This is a genomic window from Rhodoferax sp. GW822-FHT04A08 (assembly GCF_058801025.1).
Genome location: NZ_JBXAMW010000003.1, coordinates 391,766 through 409,987, shown reverse-complemented (window position 1 = coordinate 409,987; position 18,222 = coordinate 391,766). Strand labels below are relative to the sequence as shown.

Sequence of the window (18,222 nt, the reverse complement as noted above, 5' to 3'; positions counted from 1 at the left end):
CTGATCTGGATGCCATGCTGCAGGGCCTGCTGAAGAGCACGCCCAAGCTGGCCGAGCCCGGCACGGACGGCGGTGGACAGCGCTGCGGCCTGGTGGCCATCGTCGGCAAACCCAACGTGGGCAAGTCCACTCTGCTCAACGCCCTGGTAGGGCAAAAGATCAGCATCACCTCGCGCAAGGCACAGACCACGCGGCACCGCATCACCGGCATGCGCACGCAGGGCCAGACCCAGTTTGTGTTTGTGGACACGCCCGGCTTTCAGACCTTGCATGGCAACGCGCTCAACAAGTCACTCAACAAGACAGTGCAAGGCGCAGTCTCGGACGTGGATCTGATCCTGCTCGTGGTGGAGGCGGGCAGCTTCACTCCGGCGGACGCCCGGGTACTGTCCTTGCTGGGCAAAGACATCCCAACCATTCTGGTTGCCAACAAGCTCGACAACGTGCACCGCCGTGGCGACATCGCTCCCTGGCTGCAGGAGATGCAAAAGAAGCACGCGTTTGCTGAGTTCGTTCCCATGTCGGCCAAGAACCCCAAGGACGTGGAACGCCTGCTTGGCATTTGCGAAGGATTTCTGCCCGAGCAGGCCTGGTGGTACGGCGAGGACGAACTGACCGACCGCAGTGAAAAGTTTCTGGCCAGCGAACTGGTGCGTGAAAAACTCTTTCGCCTGACGGGTGACGAGTTGCCTTACACCTCCACCGTCGTCATCGACAAGTTCGAAGAAGAGCCGCCGCAGCGCAAGGGCCAGAAGCGACTGTTGCGCATCGCTGCCACCATTGTGGTGGAACGCGATGGTCACAAGGCCATGGTGATCGGTGACAAGGGCGAGCGCATCAAACGCATCGGCATGGAAACCCGGGTGGAGCTGGAGAAGCTGGCGGACGCCAAGGTGTTTCTGGAGCTGTGGGTGAAGGTGCGCTCTGGCTGGGCCGATGACGAAGCGCGGGTGCGCAGTTTTGGCTACGAATAAGCGTATTTCTGATGAGCCAGCCTTTGTGCTGCATCGCTACGACTGGAGCGAGTCCAGTCTGATCCTGGAAGTATTCACCCGCAACCACGGGCGCATTGCCTTGGTGGCCAAAGGCGCCAAGCGACCCACTTCCAGTTTTCGCCCCATTCTCATGCCCTTGCAGCCGCTGCACGTGGCCTATGGCGGTGACGCGGAGATCCGCACGCTCAAGAGTGCTGAGTGGCAGGGCGGTCATGTCATGCCCACGGGTGATGCCTTGCTGTCGGGCTATTACCTCAATGAGCTGTTGCTGACGCTGCTGGCGCGGGACGATCCGCATCCCCGGCTGTTTGATATCTACGCCCGTGTGGTGCAGATCATTGCCAGCGAGCATGGCGAAGTGCTGCAGGCGGCCCTGCGCACCTGGGAGTTGCTGCTGTTGCGTGAAATCGGCCTGTTGCCGCAACTCGACCTGCAGACCATGACCTTGGGCATACTGGAAGACGAAACCCGCTACACCCTGGTTCCCGAAGGCGGCCTGCGCCAGGCACAGGCGGAGGAGCGTGGCGCGCTCAACGGGTTGCAATGGAAGCGCGTGCAAGCTGCATTGCAAGACGATGCGCCCTTTACCACCACGCTGCGCGCCTGCGCCGAAATGATGGCCGAACTCAAACCGCAGCTGCGCCAACTGCTGCACTACCATTGCGGGGTCAGGACACTGCGCACCCGGCAAATGATGATGGACATACAAGCCCTATGAAATCCCCTACCACCGCTCTATCGGTCAACCTCAACAAGGTGGCGCTGGTGCGCAATACGCGCCACCTGGGTATTCCCAGCGTGACCCGTGCCGCCACGCTGTGCCTGCAGGCAGGCGCCTCGGGCATCACCGTGCACCCCCGGCCGGACGCCCGCCACATCCGTGCAGAGGATGTGACGGACCTGGCTGCGTTGCTGCAGGCATGGCCCGACCGTGAATTCAATGTGGAAGGCAACCCGTTTCACAACCTGATGGACTGCGTGGCCGATTTGCGCGCGCGCCATCTGCCGGTGCATCAGGTGACCTTTGTGCCGGACAGCGAAGGCCAGTTCACCAGCGACCACGGCTGGAACTTCCCGGCGGATGCAGACCGGTTGCGACCTGTGATTGCGCAAGCCCACGCCCTGGGCCTGCGTGTAAGTCTGTTCATGGACGCCGACCCCGCCGCGATGGCAGCGGCAAAAGCCGTAGGCGCGGATCGCATCGAGTTGTACACCGAGCCTTTTGCGGCAGCTTGGGGTACCGAGGAGCAGGGCGCGCAATTGCAGCGCTTTGCCGCAGCTGCCCAGGCCGCTCTGGATGCCGGGCTGGGTGTGAACGCGGGGCACGACCTCAACCTCCACAACCTGGCCGCCTTTGTGCAGCAGGTGCCCGGTGTGCAGGAAGTCTCCATCGGACACGCCCTAATTTCCGATGCCTTGGAGCTGGGCTACGAGGCCACCATCCAGGCCTATCTGCGTTGCCTGCAAGCATGATTTACGGCATCGGCACGGACATCTGCGATGTACGCCGCATCCGCGCCAGCCTGGAGCGCCATGGTGACCGTTTTGCACTCAAGATCCTGAGCGACCTGGAATTCAAGACCTGGAAGGCGCGCAGCGCGCGCTGGCCGGAGCGCGGTGTGCGCTACCTGGCAACCCGATTCAGTGCCAAGGAGGCCTTCAGCAAGGCCATCGGCCTCGGTATGCGCATGCCCATGACCTGGCGCTTGTGCGAAATTGGCAAGGAGCTCAGTGGCAAGCCGGTCATCGTGTTGCATGGCGAACTGAAAGAATGGTTTGATTCCCAGGGTCTGCGCGCCCATGTCAGCGTGACCGATGAATCGGATTACGCCGCCAGCTTTTGCGTGGTGGAGACAGCCTGAGCGTCCCACCCGAACCTACCCACCCAACTTCCCCGACCGAAATGACACCTCACGCACCCCTCATCATCGATATTGCCGGTTTGACACTCTCCAAGGTGGACCGCGAACGCCTTCAGCATCCGCTGGTGGGCGGCATGATCCTGTTCGCCCGCAACTGGAAAGATCGTGCCCAATTGACCGCGCTGTGCCGCAGCATCAAGAAGATTCGTCCCGATCTGCTGATTTGTGTGGACCATGAGGGTGGCCGGGTGCAACGCTTCAAGACCGACGGCTTTACCCATTTGCCACCCATGCGGGCCTTGGGCGAGATGTGGATGGCCGAGCCCAAAGGTCAGAGCAAAGCGGGCCCACTGGATGCCACCAACGCCGCTACGGCCTGCGGCTATGTGCTGGGTGCCGAGCTGCGTGCCTGCGGTGTGGACATGAGCTTCACCCCGGTGCTGGACCTGGACTATGGCTCCAGCGGCGTGATCGGCGACCGTGCCTTTGCACGCGATCCACGTGTGGTCAGTCTGCTGGCCAAAAGCGTGATGCACGGGCTGTTGCAAAGCGGCATGGCCAACTGCGGCAAACACTTTCCGGGCCATGGATTTGTCAAGGCGGATTCCCATACCGATGTGCCGGTGGACCGCCGCAGCCTCAAGGCCATTCTGGCCGATGATGCAGCGCCGTACCGCTGGCTCAGCACCAGCATGAACAGCGTCATGCCCGCCCACGTCATCTACCCCAAGGTGGACAGCCGCCCGGCCGGATTCTCGGAGAAATGGCTGGGCGAAATTCTGCGCGGCCAGATGGGCTTTACCGGCGCCATCTTCAGTGATGACTTGTCCATGGCCGGCGCCCGTGTGCTGGACGGCCAGCAACTGAGCTATACCGAGGCTGCTGTAGCCGCACTGCAGGCAGGCTGCGACATGGTGCTGTTGTGCAACCAGTCCGTGCCGGACAGTGAGGGCGGCGGCAAGGCGGTTGACGAGCTGATCGATGGATTGACCGAGGCCCAGGTCAAAGGTGTCTGGGAGCCCCGTGAGGCCAGCGAAGAGCGCCGTGTGTCATTGTTACCACGCCAGGGTGCAGTCGAATGGGATGAACTGATGGTTCACCCGGCTTACATGCATGCATTGGACTGGATTGCCTGATGCCCATGCTAGGATGCCCCTGGGTTTTTTAGGCCCTTTTCAATATTTGGAGCGAACGATGAAATTGAAGTCCCTGATTGTTGCCGCGATGATGCTCGCCTTTGCCGGTGCCACCATGGCACAGACCGCCGAGCCAGCCAAGAAGCCGGCCCACAAAAAGGCACATGTGGTGAAGAAGCATGTCAAGGCCAAACACCACAAGGTCAAGCACAAGAAGGCGGCTGCAGCCCAGTAAGCATGCGTCTGCGCACATGAACAAGGCCTCATTCGAGGCCTTTTTTCCGTCCCTTTGCAGCCAGCGACTCAGGGCGAGCGATGCAAGCGTGGAGAAGACAGGGTCACGATCATGTCACTGGTGGCGTCGTCCACATTGGGGTGCCGCGCCAGCGCTGCCCCCAGGAGCTTGCGCAGTTGCTGCAGGTCTTTCACGCTGGGCGCCACTTTGATTTGCGCGAGCGCTGCGGCTTCGTTGCCGCCCTGGATCAGGCTGGCGACTTTGGTGGCCCAAGGGCTTTGGCGGGTCATGGTGTGTGCAATGGCAGGCAGTGGCAGATGTGCCATTATGACCAGAGCGGTCCGGCATCGGTATCCAGATAGGTCAGGTACACACGCACCTCGAACTCCAGCTGGTGATAGGCGGGCTCCATGTAGCAGCACAGCTTGTAGAAATTCTTGTCGTGGTCGCGCTCGCGCAAGTGGGCCAGTTCGTGCACGGCAATCATGCGCAGGAACTCCAGTGGCGTGTCCTTGAACAGCGAGGCAATGCGGATCTCGCGCTTGGCCTTGAGCTGCGAACCTTGCACGCGCGCGATGTTGGTGTGCGTGCCCAAGGCGTTCAGCACCAATTGCAGCTTGTTGTCGTACAGCACCTTGCTCACCATATGCGCGCCGCGCAGATATTCCTGCTTGAGCTCCTGCACATAGGCAAACAGCGAGCGGTCATCGCGCATGCCGTGTGCGCCGGGGTACTTCTTCTGCAGCCAGGAGCCCAGCTTGCCGGCCTGCAACAGGCCTTCCACCTGGGCCACGGTTTCTGAGGGATAACCGCGTAAATAGGGACTGCTCATTTCCGGGACAGACGCATGGCAATCAATCCCGCAATGCCGATCACCATGGCGCCCACAAAGGTCGTGAACTTGGGCACTTCGCCAAAGAACAAAAAGCCCCACAAAGGCGCCCACAGAATTCCGGTGTATTCAAAGGGTGTCACCGTGCTGCTTTTGGCGACCCGGTAAGCCGTGGTCAGGAACAGCGTGCCAGCTGCCGCCACGACGCCGCACACGCTGATCAGCAATGCATCACCCAGAGTGGGCATTACCCACGGGCGCACCAGAAACACCAGGCTGGGATGGGTGGCATGCTCCAGCCCCGCAACCGAGAGCAAGGCGGCACCCAGGGCAGAACCCAGAAGAAAAAAACCGTTCTGGTAGAACGCCATCACCGAGGTGGGTAATTGGTTGCCGAATTTGCGGGCCATCAGCATCGCGCTCCCGTACATCGCGGCCGATAGCAGCGACAGCAGCGCAGCCGGTTCAAACAGGCCGGAGCCCGGTTGCAGCATCACCAGCACGCCACCAAAGCCCAGCGTGACGGCTGCCCATACCTTCCAGCCTATGTGTTCGCCCAGCACCGGCCCAGCAAGCCCGGTCACAAACAAGGGCACCGTGAAATACAGCGCCACGGCATCGGCCAGCGGCAGCGCCGGAAATGCCATGTAGTAGGCGGTATAGGCGCCCAGCATGATCAAACCGCGCGCAGCCAAAGGCAGCCAGTGCACTTGCAACAGGGTGGCCCAGCCGACTTCCTTGCGCATCAGAAACCAAAGAATGGGTAGCCCGACCAGGGAGCGCATGCACACCACCTGCGTGAGCGCGTAGCCACCGCTGACCTGCTTGATGATGGCGTCCTGCAAGGAGAAGACCAGCACGCCAAGGCACAGGTACAAAATGCCGCGGGTTGATTGGTTTTGCATGGGGTGTTGATTGCGGACGGTTGGGTAGAGACAGGGCTAGAGCGGAACACGGGCAAACGGAAATGAGTCTCGCAAAGCCTGCGCCACATTGGCGATCACAGTTGCCCAATCATCGTCGCTGCTTTGGCGGAACAGTCGCATGGATTGCGGATACCAGACGGAGGTGTTTCCTTCTGCGCCCCAGCGCCAGTCCGTCATGTACCAGGGCAGTAGCAGCCAGCATGGCTTGCCCAGGGCGCCAGCCAGGTGTGCCATTGCGGTGTCCACCGCAATCACCAGATCCAGCTGGTCGATGATCGCAGCGGCGTCGGCGAAGTCCTGCATGGCGCTGCCCAGGTGAACCAGGGGCTGCTCGGTGGCGCAGGCTGGTACCTCGTCTTCGCCCATGCCTTTTTGCAGGCTCACGTACTGCACATCGGGTATCTGCCACAACGGGCTCAGCATGTCCAGGTGCGCCAATGACCGGTCGCGGTCATTCTCGAACTTCGGGTTGCCTTTCCAGACCAGTCCTATGCGGCGCCCGGCATGTTTGGGCAAATGCCGCGCCCAATAGGCACGTTTGTCGGGGGCGGTCTGCAGGTAGCGCGCGGGTGCCGGAACATTGTCCGGACGCGTATGGAAGTGCAAGGGCGCACTCAGCAATGGCATCCAATAGTCGAACGTTGCTTGCGGCAGCGCGCCATCGAATGGGTGAACGGCATCCACGCCCTCCACGGTTTGCAGCAGTGTGGTGAGGGCAGGGTGACAAAGAAGCTCCACCCGATGTGCACCGCGCGCCTTGAGCAAAGGGATGTAGCGCACCAGGTGGATCATGTCGCCATGCCCGGCCTCGTAACACGCCAACAGCGTCTTAGCTGTCAGGTCCTGCCCATGCCAACGGGCAAAGGGCAGCCGTTGCGCCAGGGCCCGGTACCAGTCACGCGATTCGAACAGTTGCCAGCCTTCTTCCCAGTTGCCACGGCGCAGTTGCAGATAGGCCAGATTGAAGCGGGCGTTGGCATTCTCGGCAGAGAGGGTGATGGCGTGGCGCAGGCAGGCTTCCGCAGTTTCCTCACGCTGCAGGCTGAGGTTGAGCGCGCCCAGGTTGGACCAGACCGCGCTGGATTCAGGCTCCAGCGCCAAGGCCGCAGCGTAGCTTGCTTCGGCTTCACCGTGCCGCTTTTGCCGGGCCAGCAACGCGCCCAGATTCAGATGGATGGTGGCAATGGTGGGGTTGCGCACGATGGACGCGCGGTAGCAAGCCTCGGCCTGTTCCTTGTCACCTTGCTGGTCCAGCACAAAGCCCAGGTTGCCATGGGCTTCGGCAAACGAATCAGCCAGGGCGATGGCTTGCCGGTAGCAACGCTCTGCGTCGCCCCAATGGCCGGTTTGCTGCAGCTGCAGGCCCTGCTGAAACAGCGCCGTGGCCTGGGCTTCGACGCTTTCCTCCATGGGCTGCCAAAGCGCCTCAGGCTTCGCGACGCAGGGCCGGGAACAAGATGATGTCGCGGATGCTGGCGCTGTCGGTGAGCAGCATCATCAGGCGGTCAATGCCGATGCCGCAGCCGCCGGTCGGGGGCATGCCGTACTCCAGCGCCCGCACGAAGTCATGGTCAAAGTACATGGCTTCATCGTCACCGGCTTCCTTGGCGGCAACTTGCGCGTGGAAGCGCGCGGCCTGGTCTTCGGCATCGTTAAGTTCGCTGAAACCGTTGCCGAATTCGCGGCCAGTGATGTAGAGCTCAAACCGCTCGGTCACGCCGGGTTTGGTATCACTCTCGCGCGCCAGTGGGGAGATTTCCACCGGGTGCTCGCAGATGAAGGTCGGATTCCAGAGCTTGTCTTCCACCGTCTCTTCGAAATACATCACCTGCAGGCTGGCCAGGCTGCGTGTGGAGAGGTGGTGCTTGGCTTCGGTGTGTCCCAACTTGCGCAGTGCATTGATCAGCCATTGCGTATCAAACACGTTCTCACCGGCTTCGGTGTATTTCTGGATAGCCTGCACAATCGTTAGCCGCTCGAATGGTTGTGACAGGTCGACTGGCTTGCCGCCATAGGTCAGGTGCAGTGAGTCACCAGCCTTGATGGCGGCGTCACGCACCAGCTGCTCGGTGAAGCTCATCAGGTCCTGGTAGTTCCAGTACGCTGCATAGAACTCCATCATGGTGAACTCGGGGTTGTGGCGCACCGAGATGCCTTCGTTGCGGAAGTTGCGGTTGATCTCAAACACGCGATCAAAGCCGCCCACGATCAGGCGCTTGAGGTACAGCTCGGGCGCAATGCGCAGGAACATCTGCTGGTCCAGGGCATTGTGGTGGGTAACAAAAGGCTTGGCATTGGCCCCACCGGGAATGGGGTGCAGCATGGGTGTTTCCACTTCCAGAAAGCCATGTTGCACCATGAACTCGCGGATGCCGCTCACTGCCTTGCTGCGCGCCACAAAGCGCTTGCGCGATTCCTCATCGGTCATTAGGTCCACATAGCGCTGGCGGTACTTCACTTCCTGGTCGTTGATGCCGTGGAACTTGTCGGGCATGGGGCGCAGGCTCTTGGTCAAGAGACGCACGCTGGTGGCGTGGATGGAGAGTTCACCGGTACGGGTCTTGAACACGGTGCCTTCGGCAGCCACGATGTCACCCAGGTCCCAGTGCTTGAACGCGGCGTACAGGTCGGCACCCACATCTTCGCCCTTGACGTAAATCTGGATGCGGCCACCACTGGGGCCAAACGAAGCATCCTGCAAGGTGCAGAAGCTGGCCTTGCCCATGACGCGCTTGAGCATCATGCGACCAGCCACCTTGGCCTGCACATTCATGCCAGCCAGAATTTCGGTGGAGTGCGGGTCGAACTCTGCAAACAGCTGTTCGGCCTTGTGGGTGGGCTGAAAGTCGTTGGGGAAGGCCACGCCCTTGCCATCTTGCTGCGCCAGGCGCAGGGCCTTGAGTTTTTCACGGCGCTCCAGGATCAGCTGGTTTTCGTCTTGGGGAGCGGGTGCGGCGGTATTTTGTTCGGACATGGATGGCTTGCTTGTTGGTAGGGAGCGTAACCCTCGATTCTAAGAGGGTGGCTCGGGCTATGATTCCCTGGTACCAAACTCCCACCCGCCATGCTGTACCAAATCGTTTCGCTTTTGCTGGAAGTCGTTGCCGGACTCTTGACCGGTGTGTGCCTGCTGCGCCTCTATATGCAGCACCAGCGCATTCCCATGTCGGCGCGTTCCGGCAACCCGATTGGCCCGTTCATCTTTGCCGTAACCGACTGGCTGGTGCTGCCGCTGCGCCGCGTGCTGCCTGCGTTGGGGCGTTGGGATACAGCCAGTCTGGTGGCCGCCTTCCTGGCGCAACTGGCGCTGTTTGGCGCGCAGTGGCTGATGCTGGGTGGCGGTGCCGGCTGGATCGGCGTGCTGGTGCTGGCGCTGTTCGGTGTGGCCCGCATGGCCATCTCGTCGCTCACCGGGCTGGTGATCGTCTACGCGGTGCTTTCCTGGGTGCAGACTCAGTCGTACCTATCGGATCTGATGGAGCGCCTAGTCGCCCCAGCGCTCACGCCCATACGCCGCATCATTCCGCTGGTAGGCGGCGTGGACTTGTCGCCGCTGGCCTTGCTGGTACTGCTGCAGATTGCAGCCATCGTATTGGGCACGCTGCAGGCCAGCGTGCTGGGAATGGCGCTTTAGATCACCGCATCGGCCGGCTGGCGCTGCAGCATGGCCAGCGTCTCGGCGATGGTCTTGCGCAGTTCGCGGCGGTCACAGATGAAATCGATGGCGCCTTTGGTCTGCAGGAACTCGGCGCGCTGAAAGCCTTCTGGCAGCGTCACGCGCACGGTGGACTCGATCACGCGCGGGCCGGCAAAGCCGATCAACGCCTTGGGTTCGGCAATCACCACGTCACCCAGGAAGGCAAATCCGGCACTTACGCCGCCCATGGTCGGGTCTGTCAGCACGCTGATGTAGGGCAGGCCTTTCTTGGCCAGGCGGGTGAGGGACGCATTGGTCTTGGCCATCTGCATCAGGCTGAGCAAGCCTTCTTGCATGCGGGCACCACCGGTCGCGGTAAAGCAGACAAAGGGCACTTTTTGTTCAATGGCGGTTTCCACGCCACGCACAAAACGCTCACCCACGACCGAGCCCATGCTGCCACCCATGAATTCGAACTCAAAGCAAGCAGCCACCAGGCTCACGCCGTGCACAGCGCCGCCCATGACCACCAGGGCATCGGTCTCGCCGGTGTTTTCCAGGGCTTCCTTGAGGCGTTCGGGGTACTTGCGGCTGTCCTTGAACTTGAGCGCGTCCACCGGCAGCACTTCCTGGCCGATCTCGAAGCGGCCTTCGTTGTCCAGAAAGGTGTTGAGGCGGGCACGGGCGCCGATGCGGTGGTGGTGACCGCAACCGGGGCAGACGTTCTGGTTTTGCTCCAGGTCGGTCTTGTAGAGAACAGCCTCACAGCTGGGGCATTTGATCCACAGGCCTTCGGGCACGCTGCGACGCTCGGTGGGGTCGGTGTGCTGAATTTTCGGGGGCAATAGTTTCTCAAGCCAGCTCATGGGCAGTTCTCCTGTGCGGTATCCAACGGGTGTCCGATTGGGCGTAATTATGAATCCAAAGCCTGACGGATCCCCGCCAGGAAAGTTTGGGCGGTAGCGCCCACCTTCTCGCGGGGCTGGTCTTCCAACAGCTGGATGATCTTGCTGCCGATCACTACGGCGTCGGCCACGCGCGAAATGGTACGGGCCGTCGCGGCATCACGGATGCCAAAACCCACGCCAACCGGCACGCTGATATGCGAGCGGATGCGCGGCAGCATGGCCTCCACGGCGTCGGTATCCAGCGCGCCGGAACCGGTGACGCCCTTGAGCGACACGTAGTACACATAGCCGCTGGCCACGCGGGCCACCTGTTGCATGCGCTCGTCCGTGCTGGTGGGCGCCAGCAGGAAGATCAAGTCCAGGTCGTGCGCTCGCAAGTCGGCGGCAAAGGCCTCGCATTCCTCTGGCGGATAGTCCACGATCAGCACGCCATCCACGCCAGCGGCTGCAGCGTCGCGCACAAAGGCGCTGGCGGTGGAGTCTGCGGGCATGCTCGCGGCATGCTTCTGGTCGTAGCGCTCCACCGGGTTGGCGTAGCCCATGAGTACCACCGGCGTCTTGTTGTTGTCCTTGCGGAACGCGCGCACCATCTCCAGCACCTGTGTCAGGCCAATGCCGAAGGCGAGTGCCTTGTCGCCAGCCTTTTGGATGACCGGGCCGTCGGCGCTGGGGTCAGAGAACGGGACGCCCAGCTCGATGATGTCGGCACCACCGGCCACCATCGCGTGCATCAGTTCGGGCGTGACATCCGCATACGGATAGCCTGCGGTGACGAAGGGAATCAGGGCCTTGCGGTTCTGCGCTTGCAGGGCGGACAGGGTAGGGGTGATACGGCTCATTTCGAGGCTCCTTTCACCACGGACACGACTTGCTCCTGTGCCATGCCACCTCCTTTGACCGATTGGCCCTTGCAACTGGGGCGGCAATAGAAATCGGCATTGCTCAGGTCGGCCACCGTGCCGATATCCTTGTCTCCACGTCCCGACAGATTCACCAGAATCGACTGGTCGGGCCGCATGGTCTTGGCAAGCTTCATGGCATACGCCACCGCGTGGCTGGACTCCAGGGCCGGGATGATGCCCTCGGTGCGGCACAGGTAGTGGAATGCCTCCAGCGCCTCGGTGTCGGTAATGCCCACGTACTCGGCGCGGCCAATATCGTTCAGGAAGGCATGTTCCGGACCCACGCCGGGATAGTCCAGACCGGCGCTGATGCTGTGCGTTTCGGTCACCTGGCCATTGTCATCCTGCAGCACATAGGTGCGGTTGCCGTGCAGCACGCCGGGGCTGCCGCGCTGGATGCTGGCGGAATGTTTGCCGCTGTCCATGCCCTCGCCAGCCGCTTCCACGCCGATGAGGCGGGTACCTTCTTCCTTGATGTAGGGGTAGAAGATGCCCATGGCATTGGAGCCGCCGCCTACGCAGGCAACCACTGCATCCGGCTGGGGTTTTTTGCAGCCGGCAGCGGCCAGCATTTCGGGCATCTGCACCAGGCATTCTTCGCCAATGACGCTCTGGAAGTCCCGCACCATCATCGGGTAGGGGTGGGGGCCGGCGACGGTGCCGATGATGTAGAAGGTGTTGTCCACGTTGGCGACCCAGTCGCGCATGGCTTCATTGAGCGCATCTTTCAGGGTCTTGCTGCCTGATTCCACCGGCACCACGGTGGCGCCCAGCAGCTTCATGCGGTAGACGTTGGGGCTTTGGCGCTTGACGTCCTCGCTGCCCATGTAGACCACGCATTCCAGACCATAGCGGGCGCAGATGGTGGCCGTGGCCACGCCGTGCTGGCCGGCACCGGTTTCGGCAATGATGCGCGGCTTGCCCATGCGCTTGGCGAGCATGGCTTGGCCAATGGTGTTGTTGATTTTGTGGGCGCCGGTGTGGTTGAGGTCTTCACGTTTGAGGAAGATCTGTGCGCCGCCCATTTCCCGGCTCATGCGGGCCGCGTGGTAGACCGGGGAGGGGCGGCCTACAAAGTGGGCCAGCTCGGACTTGAATTCGGCAATGAAGGCCGGGTCGTGCTGGTACTTGGCGTAGGCGTCCTTGAGTTCGTTGATGGCGTGGGTCAGCGTCTCGGAGACAAAACTGCCCCCGTACTTTCCAAAGTGACCACTGAGGTCGGGTTGGGCGTATTCGTACATTTAGCGTGTTCCTGCAAAGCGTTGGTCGGCGGCGCGCACGGCGGCGACAAACTGGTTGATCTTTTCCGGGTCTTTGATGCCTTTTTGGGCAATGCCTTGGGCGTCTACTGCTTCGACGCCTGAGCTGATATCGACGGCCAGGCTGTTACAGCGTGGCCGCAGTTGGGCAATACCGTCGCCCACGTTTGCAGCATTGAGTCCACCACTCAAGACGAGGTGAGCGCTGACGCTTGGAGGAAGAAGTGACCAATTGAATACCTTGCCACCGCCGCCGTATCCGTCGACATGGGCGTCCAACAGAATGGCTTTGGCGTGAGAAAAATCGTTGGCGTATTTTACGAGGTCGAACCGGGCCGCACCATCTCCCAGGGGAATACGGGCGGCGCGTAGGTAGGCGGCCCCCGTCAGGCGGGCGGCGGCCTCGCAATCGGCGGGTGTCTCATCGCCATGAAACTGCAGCAGGGCGCCGGGGATCAGGCTGCAAGCTGTTTTGATTTCTTCGGGCGTGGCGTTGACGAACAGCAGCACCGGTGTCACAAAGGCAGGCAGGCGCCTGGCCAATTGGGCTGCCCGCTCTGCAGTCACCGCGCGTGGGCTTTTGGCATACAACACGAAACCGATGGCGTCAGCGCCGGCCGTGACCGCCGCGTCCAGGTCCTGTTCCCGCGTCAAACCGCAGATCTTGATGCGGGTGCGCTGGGTAGGGAGAAGGGGGGCTTGGGTTGGGTTGGGGGTCTGCTGCGTCATGGCAAGCCATCATACGCAGGTGTGCGATCCGGCATGCCCCATTTGGCGTCGTAGCGCGGCCCCAGGAAATACAGCCCGTCCGGCGAAAAGGTGGGTGCGGCGGCACGCCGGTCACGCGCCGCCAGCACCTCCGCCATCCATTGCGGTGGTTTGGCTCCCTGGCCAATCTGTACCAGGCAGCCCATGATGTTGCGGATCATGTGATGCAAAAATGCGTTGGCTTCAAACTCCATGCGCCAGTATGCGCCGCGCTTGTGCAGGCCGATGTCCAGCACGGTTTTGACGGGTGTCAGTGCCTGGCATTGGGATGCTCTGAAGGACGTGAAGTCGTGCTCGCCCAGCAGCATGTCGGCGGCCTGCCGCATGGCGGCCAAGTCGAGTGGACGAAAACTCCACCCCACGCGACCCGCTTCCACGCTGGGGCGAATCGGTGATTCCAGCAACACATAGGCGTAGCGGCGCGAGATGGCGGACGCTCGGCAATGGAATTCAGCGGTGGTAGGTACGGCCCACTGCACGGCGATGTCGCGGGGCAGATTGGCGTTGGTGCCGCGTACCCATGCGTAGGGCGTGCGCTCGCAGTCGGTATCGAAGTGCACTACCTGCATGAGCGCGTGTACACCCGCATCGGTGCGTCCGGCGCACAGGGTGGAGACGCGGTCCCGCGCCACAAAGGTCGACAGGGCTTTTTCCAGCTTGTCCTGAATGGTCTGGCCCGAGGGCTGGCTTTGCCAGCCCTGGTATCCCTGGCCGTTGTAACTGACGCCTAAAGCAACTCTCACAACAATTCTTCAGCCGTCTGCGCAGCTGTGCACAGGATGGGCAACGCCTATCTCAGATTGGACAGCGCGCGTTGAGCCCGCTCACGCAGCTCACCGGTAGCTTCTGCCACCACCTCTTCAATCAGCGCGCGGGCACCATCGTTGTCGCCGATGGAGACGAACTCTTCGGCCAAAGCCAACTTGGTCTCCAGCGAGTTGTCTCCCGTAGCGCCGGCTGACTCGGGCGAATCGGCGCTGGGTCCCAGATCCAGTGACAGGGAGCCAAGGTCGAACTCCAGCATGCCATCGTCGGACTTGCTTTCTGCTGGTGCCTCAGCGGCAGGTGCTGGAGCAGGTTCGGGCAGTTCGAAGGACGGCAGTTCCACCGCAGCTGGCTCAGCAGCGGGCGCCGGCAGGTCCAGATTGATGTCGTCAAGCGACAGAGAAATATCCGGGCCAGCGGCTTCCGGTTCGGCCGAAGGCTCGGACGAGGGGCTATCCAGCTCGGCGACCCCGGACATATCGAAGTCCAGGCTATTTGAAATCTCGGGTTCGGCAGTTTCCAAGCCAACCGTTGCATTGGCATCGGGGATTTCAAAGTCTGGCGTGCCAGTCTCTGCCGGTGCAACTTCATCGGCAGAGAAGTCCAGGTCCAGATCAAGATCCAGGTCGGTGGTAGCCGGAGTCTGTGCGTCGATCGCAGCTGTGGCCTGCCCTTGCTCAATGGCCTTTTGTTCCAGCGAGGCGAAGGCGGTATTGCTGGCTCCACCCGGTTGGTACAGCGGATTCTCTGGGTCAATGCTCAGGCCCAGCTCGCAGATGCGGGTCCACTCTGGGCTGTCGGCTCCCACCAATTTGAAGACATTGTTGGCTCCGGTCTGGAAGCTGGCGGTATCCCGACGTTTGGCATAGATTTCCAGCAGCTTGGTATGGATCGCCAGACGCTCGGGGCTGACGGCCAATGCCGACTTGAGGATTTCTTCCGCCTGCATGTCGCGGCCATATGCCAGATAGACGTCTGCCTCGGCGACCGGATCCACGTCGTCCGGGGACGACATCTGGCTGTTGCTGAAGCCCATGGAAGAAGAGCCGCCGGACGTTGCTGCGTCCTGTGCCGTATCCACCTGCTGACCACCGCTGGTGCCAAAGAATGAGTCCGGCTGCAAACGGCTTTCGAGGAAGGAGCTGTCAACATGCGGCTCCTGCTTCTTTTTCTTGAGCCGGCGATACAGGGCAAATCCGCCCAGCAGAGCCACCAGGCCACCACCTGCCAGGGGCAATGTGGGATCCTCCATCAACTGGTCTATCAGTCCGGGTTCGGCCGCAGGTGCAGGCGGTGGACTCGCGGGTTTGGCGGGAGCGGATGCGGCGGGCTTTGCCACCGGTGCGTTTGCAGCAGCCGAGGCCGGCAAAGCGGGTTCCGATGCGGTCGGCTTGCTGGCGGGCACAGCCAAGGCCGGTACAGCCTGAGAGGCCGCTCCGGCAGGTGCAGCGCCGCTGGCCGAGCTGAGTTTCTTGAGGTCTTCGATATTCTTGGCAAGTTCCGCCGCGCGAGCCTTGGCGTCCGCGTCGGCGCGCTCCTTGGCAACCTTTGCCTCTTCGTCAGCCTTGGATTTCAAGGCACCCTTGGACAAGGTGAGCTTGTCCGCCGCAGTGCTGGCTGGCTTCTTGTCGTCGACCTTGGCCTCCACGCTGCCCGTAGCCTTGCGGTTCGGGGTTTCCACTGCTGCCTTGGGAGCGCCTGCGGCCAGATTGCGGCGGAATTCGTTGAAGTCCTTGCTCTGGGCGACGACAGTTTGTGCAGCTTCGGCTGCAGAGATGGACTTTGCCTGATCCGCGCTGGGCAGGTCCAGCACCGCACCGGCGCGCAAGCGGTTCAAATTGCCTTTTGTGAAGGCATCAGGATTGGCGCGCAACAAGGCCACCAGCATTTGATCCAGTGACACGTCGCTGGCCTTGCTGTTGATGGCGATCTTGCTGGCTGAGTCGCCCGGTTTGACCGTGACTTGCTGGCCTGGGGCACGCTCCGGCTTGGGCGTGGCTGCGGGTGGTACCGGTTTTTGCGCGGCAGGCGTTGTTGACTTGCTGCCTGCAGTGGAGCGCGCAACAGGCTCAACCGGGGCAGGAGCGACCACGGGTGGCTTCACCGGTGCTGACACCGCAGGTGTTGCGGGAACACTGGAGGTTTGCGGCAACGTGGGGGCAACCGTCGCAGCCTGCTTGAGCGACGGTGGGTCAAACAGCATGGTGAAGTCGCGCACAATCCGGCCCGACGACCAACTGGCCTCCAGAATCATGTCCACAAAGGGATCATTGATGGGGCGGGTCGTGCTTAACTTCAGGTAGGCCCGACCGTCGGCCCGGCGCGACAGGGTCGCTTGCAGCTCCGACATGGCAGCGTTGTATTCCAGCCCGGCAGCAACAAACGCGGCCGGCGTTGCAACCGTGGCCTTGAGGGATGCGGCTTCTTCTGCGCTGATGTTGGGGACATCAATCTCTGCCCGCAACGGTTCACCCAGTGCGGACTGAACGCTGATGCGGCCCAAAGAGAGTGCCCATGCCTGCGTTGCAGAGAACCCCATGAGTGTGATGGCCGCCGCAGCGACTACTGTTCTCTGCCAACGATGTGACTTTTCGATCAATTTATGAGCCTCCGGTGATCAGGCTAGCCGCTTGCATGCGCCTTCACCGCGACGCAAATGCCTGACTCTAAAAAACTAAAAAGTACCATAGCATCAATGTCTTAGACTGACAAGCTAAGGTTGCTTTTAAGTTTGCAGTGCCAGATTGTATGCATCTGGCACTGCCTGGGTTGTTGTCCGTTGGCAACGACCCGGGCAAACGTCCGGGTGGGTCGCTGCCTGGATTCGGATCAGGCTTCCAGCAGGATTCGCAGCATACGGCGCAGCGGCTCGGCGGCGCCCCACAGCAACTGGTCACCGATGGTGAACGCGCCCAGGTATTCCGGTCCCATCGCCATTTTGCGGATGCGACCCACGGGAATGGTCATGGTGCCGGTCACGGCCACGGGGGTCAGATCCTGGATGGTAGCTTCGCGGGTGTTGGGAACCACCTTGACCCATTGGTTGTCGGCAGCAATCATGGCCTCGATGTCGGCCACGGGCACATCCTTCTTCAGCTTGAAGGTCAGTGCCTGGCTGTGGCAGCGCATGGCACCTACGCGTACGCAGAAGCCGTCCACCGGTGTTTCAGCCGTACCGAAGTTGGCACCTTGGCCCAGGATCTTGTTGGTCTCGGCTTGGCCTTTCCATTCTTCCTTGGACATGCCGTTGCCCAGATCCTTGTCGATCCAGGGAATCAGGGAGCCACCCAGTGGCACGCCGAAGTTGGCTGTTTCGGCAGCGGTCAGCGCACGCTGCTTGGCGATGACCTTGCGGTCGATTTCCAGAATGGCACTCTTGGGATCGTCCAGCAGCGCCTTGACCTCGGCGTTCAGGGTGCCGTACTGGGTCAGCAGTTCGCGCATGTGCTGCGCACCGCCGCCTGAGGCTGCCTGGTAGGTTTGGGTGGACATCCATTCGACCAGACCGGCCTTGTAGAGTGCGCCCACGCCCATCAGCATGCAGCTGACGGTGCAGTTGCCGCCAATCCAGTTCTTGCCACCATGGGCCAGGGCATTCTTGATGACTGGCATGTTGACCGGGTCCAGGATGATGACGGCATCCTTTTCCATGCGCAGGGTGGAGGCGGCGTCAATCCAGTGCCCGTTCCAGCCCGCATCCCGCAGCTTGGGGAAGACTTCGGTGGTGTAGTCGCCACCCTGTGCACTGATGATGATTTCGCAACGCTTGAGCGCTTCGATGTTGAATGCGTCCTGCAGCGTGGTCTCGTTCTTGGCTTGTGCAGGTGCCTTGCCGCCCGAGTTGGATGTGGAGAAGAACACTGGCTCGATCAGGGCGAAGTCGTCTTCAGCCTGCATGCGATCCATCAACACAGAGCCGACCATGCCGCGCCAGCCGACCAAACCTACCAACTTGCTCATTTCATCGCCCTTTCAAAAAATCAAAAACAGTGCCAGA

The 18,222-nt window shown here is 61.6% G+C and carries 19 protein-coding genes; 7 read left to right on the top strand and 12 right to left on the bottom strand.

Translation table 11 applies throughout. The features are described from left to right. Positions 1-14: 14 nt before the first annotated feature. The 6 genes from era to AC1RMF_RS09120 are packed head-to-tail and all read left to right on the top strand — an operon-like array spanning position 15 to position 4,228. Positions 15-974 (top strand): GTPase Era, encoded by a 960-nt coding sequence (era, locus tag AC1RMF_RS09145; RefSeq protein WP_493141288.1) that lies wholly within the window; start codon positions 15-17, stop codon positions 972-974. Then, a complete protein-coding gene (gene recO / locus AC1RMF_RS09140) occupies positions 961-1,713 on the top strand; it encodes a DNA repair protein RecO (RefSeq protein ID WP_493141206.1) in 753 nt (250 codons plus the stop codon). Before era ends, recO begins: the two co-directional genes overlap by 14 nt. Continuing rightward, a complete protein-coding gene (locus tag AC1RMF_RS09135; RefSeq protein WP_493141205.1) occupies positions 1,710-2,468 on the top strand; it encodes a pyridoxine 5'-phosphate synthase in 759 nt (252 codons plus the stop codon). The genes recO and AC1RMF_RS09135 overlap by 4 nt, the downstream gene beginning before the upstream one ends. Then, on the top strand, positions 2,465-2,857 hold the full coding sequence (acpS, locus tag AC1RMF_RS09130) for a holo-ACP synthase (protein ID WP_493141204.1): 393 nt from the start codon (positions 2,465-2,467) through the stop codon (positions 2,855-2,857). The genes AC1RMF_RS09135 and acpS overlap by 4 nt, the downstream gene beginning before the upstream one ends. A gap of 41 nt (positions 2,858-2,898) precedes the next feature. After that, on the top strand, positions 2,899-3,993 hold the full coding sequence (gene nagZ / locus AC1RMF_RS09125; protein ID WP_493141203.1) for a beta-N-acetylhexosaminidase: 1,095 nt from the start codon (positions 2,899-2,901) through the stop codon (positions 3,991-3,993). Positions 3,994-4,051: 58 nt separating this feature from the next. Next, complete coding sequence (locus tag AC1RMF_RS09120; RefSeq protein ID WP_342616882.1) at positions 4,052-4,228, top strand: hypothetical protein; 177 nt, start codon at positions 4,052-4,054, stop codon at positions 4,226-4,228. 68 nt (positions 4,229-4,296) lie between these two features. Here AC1RMF_RS09120 and AC1RMF_RS09115 read toward each other — a convergent pair whose 3' ends face one another. Genes AC1RMF_RS09115 through lysS form a run of 5 tightly spaced genes read right to left on the bottom strand, consistent with a single transcriptional unit; the run spans position 4,297 to position 8,960 of the window. After that, complete coding sequence (locus AC1RMF_RS09115) at positions 4,297-4,518, bottom strand: hypothetical protein (RefSeq protein ID WP_493141202.1); 222 nt, start codon at positions 4,516-4,518, stop codon at positions 4,297-4,299. A 35-nt stretch (positions 4,519-4,553) separates the two neighbouring features. After that, positions 4,554-5,060, bottom strand: a complete 507-nt coding sequence (locus AC1RMF_RS09110) for a YgjP-like metallopeptidase domain-containing protein (RefSeq protein ID WP_493141201.1) — start codon at positions 5,058-5,060, stop codon at positions 4,554-4,556. Then, positions 5,057-5,965, bottom strand: coding sequence for a DMT family transporter (locus AC1RMF_RS09105; protein WP_493141200.1), 909 nt, complete (start codon positions 5,963-5,965; stop codon positions 5,057-5,059). Before AC1RMF_RS09105 ends, AC1RMF_RS09110 begins: the two co-directional genes overlap by 4 nt. A 36-nt stretch (positions 5,966-6,001) precedes the next feature. Further along, positions 6,002-7,396, bottom strand: a complete 1,395-nt coding sequence (locus AC1RMF_RS09100; protein WP_493141199.1) for a tetratricopeptide repeat protein — start codon at positions 7,394-7,396, stop codon at positions 6,002-6,004. A gap of 16 nt (positions 7,397-7,412) precedes the next feature. Then, the gene (gene lysS / locus AC1RMF_RS09095; RefSeq protein ID WP_493141198.1) at positions 7,413-8,960 is read right to left on the bottom strand and encodes a lysine--tRNA ligase; all 1,548 of its coding nucleotides are present in this window, start codon (positions 8,958-8,960) and stop codon (positions 7,413-7,415) included. A 90-nt stretch (positions 8,961-9,050) separates the two neighbouring features. Here lysS and AC1RMF_RS09090 point away from each other — a divergent pair, with 90 nt between their 5' ends. Further along, positions 9,051-9,620 carry a YggT family protein gene (locus tag AC1RMF_RS09090; protein ID WP_342616888.1) on the top strand — a complete coding sequence of 190 codons (570 nt, stop codon included), beginning with the start codon at positions 9,051-9,053 and terminating at the stop codon, positions 9,618-9,620. Here AC1RMF_RS09090 and accD read toward each other — a convergent pair. From accD to asd, 7 genes are all read right to left on the bottom strand, one after another. Further along, positions 9,617-10,489 carry an acetyl-CoA carboxylase, carboxyltransferase subunit beta gene (gene accD / locus AC1RMF_RS09085; RefSeq protein ID WP_342616889.1) on the bottom strand — a complete coding sequence of 291 codons (873 nt, stop codon included), beginning with the start codon at positions 10,487-10,489 and terminating at the stop codon, positions 9,617-9,619. The genes AC1RMF_RS09090 and accD overlap by 4 nt on opposite strands. Before the next feature lie 47 nt (positions 10,490-10,536). Further along, the gene (trpA, locus tag AC1RMF_RS09080) at positions 10,537-11,370 is read right to left on the bottom strand and encodes a tryptophan synthase subunit alpha (RefSeq protein ID WP_493141197.1); all 834 of its coding nucleotides are present in this window, start codon (positions 11,368-11,370) and stop codon (positions 10,537-10,539) included. Next, complete coding sequence (gene trpB, locus AC1RMF_RS09075; protein WP_493141196.1) at positions 11,367-12,674, bottom strand: tryptophan synthase subunit beta; 1,308 nt, start codon at positions 12,672-12,674, stop codon at positions 11,367-11,369. Before trpB ends, trpA begins: the two co-directional genes overlap by 4 nt. Beyond that, complete coding sequence (locus tag AC1RMF_RS09070) at positions 12,675-13,421, bottom strand: phosphoribosylanthranilate isomerase (protein WP_493141195.1); 747 nt, start codon at positions 13,419-13,421, stop codon at positions 12,675-12,677. Beyond that, on the bottom strand, positions 13,418-14,203 hold the full coding sequence (truA, locus tag AC1RMF_RS09065; RefSeq protein ID WP_493141194.1) for a tRNA pseudouridine(38-40) synthase TruA: 786 nt from the start codon (positions 14,201-14,203) through the stop codon (positions 13,418-13,420). Before truA ends, AC1RMF_RS09070 begins: the two co-directional genes overlap by 4 nt. Positions 14,204-14,250: 47 nt before the next feature. Further along, on the bottom strand, positions 14,251-16,824 hold the full coding sequence (locus AC1RMF_RS09060) for a motility hub landmark protein FimV (protein ID WP_493141193.1): 2,574 nt from the start codon (positions 16,822-16,824) through the stop codon (positions 14,251-14,253). 230 nt (positions 16,825-17,054) lie between these two features. Next, positions 17,055-18,185 (bottom strand): aspartate-semialdehyde dehydrogenase, encoded by a 1,131-nt coding sequence (gene asd, locus AC1RMF_RS09055; protein WP_342616895.1) that lies wholly within the window; start codon positions 18,183-18,185, stop codon positions 17,055-17,057. Between the last annotated feature and the right edge of the window lie 37 nt (positions 18,186-18,222).

Bases quoted from the DNA above. Each gene is read 5' to 3' on its own strand.
- era (WP_493141288.1), top strand. From the start codon at position 15: ATGCTGCAGGGCCTGCTGAAGAGCACGCCCAAGCTGGCCGAGCCCGGC.
- AC1RMF_RS09135 (WP_493141205.1), top strand. From the start codon at position 1,710: ATGAAATCCCCTACCACCGCTCTATCGGTCAACCTCAACAAGGTGGCG.
- acpS (WP_493141204.1), top strand. From the start codon at position 2,465: ATGATTTACGGCATCGGCACGGACATCTGCGATGTACGCCGCATCCGC.
- nagZ (WP_493141203.1), top strand. From the start codon at position 2,899: ATGACACCTCACGCACCCCTCATCATCGATATTGCCGGTTTGACACTC.
- AC1RMF_RS09120 (WP_342616882.1), top strand. From the start codon at position 4,052: ATGAAATTGAAGTCCCTGATTGTTGCCGCGATGATGCTCGCCTTTGCC.
- AC1RMF_RS09115 (WP_493141202.1), bottom strand. From the start codon at position 4,518: ATGACCCGCCAAAGCCCTTGGGCCACCAAAGTCGCCAGCCTGATCCAG.
- AC1RMF_RS09110 (WP_493141201.1), bottom strand. From the start codon at position 5,060: ATGAGCAGTCCCTATTTACGCGGTTATCCCTCAGAAACCGTGGCCCAG.
- AC1RMF_RS09105 (WP_493141200.1), bottom strand. From the start codon at position 5,965: ATGCAAAACCAATCAACCCGCGGCATTTTGTACCTGTGCCTTGGCGTG.
- AC1RMF_RS09100 (WP_493141199.1), bottom strand. From the start codon at position 7,396: ATGGAGGAAAGCGTCGAAGCCCAGGCCACGGCGCTGTTTCAGCAGGGC.
- lysS (WP_493141198.1), bottom strand. From the start codon at position 8,960: ATGTCCGAACAAAATACCGCCGCACCCGCTCCCCAAGACGAAAACCAG.
- AC1RMF_RS09090 (WP_342616888.1), top strand. From the start codon at position 9,051: ATGCTGTACCAAATCGTTTCGCTTTTGCTGGAAGTCGTTGCCGGACTC.
- accD (WP_342616889.1), bottom strand. From the start codon at position 10,489: ATGAGCTGGCTTGAGAAACTATTGCCCCCGAAAATTCAGCACACCGAC.
- trpA (WP_493141197.1), bottom strand. From the start codon at position 11,370: ATGAGCCGTATCACCCCTACCCTGTCCGCCCTGCAAGCGCAGAACCGC.
- trpB (WP_493141196.1), bottom strand. From the start codon at position 12,674: ATGTACGAATACGCCCAACCCGACCTCAGTGGTCACTTTGGAAAGTAC.
- AC1RMF_RS09070 (WP_493141195.1), bottom strand. From the start codon at position 13,421: ATGACGCAGCAGACCCCCAACCCAACCCAAGCCCCCCTTCTCCCTACC.
- asd (WP_342616895.1), bottom strand. From the start codon at position 18,185: ATGAGCAAGTTGGTAGGTTTGGTCGGCTGGCGCGGCATGGTCGGCTCT.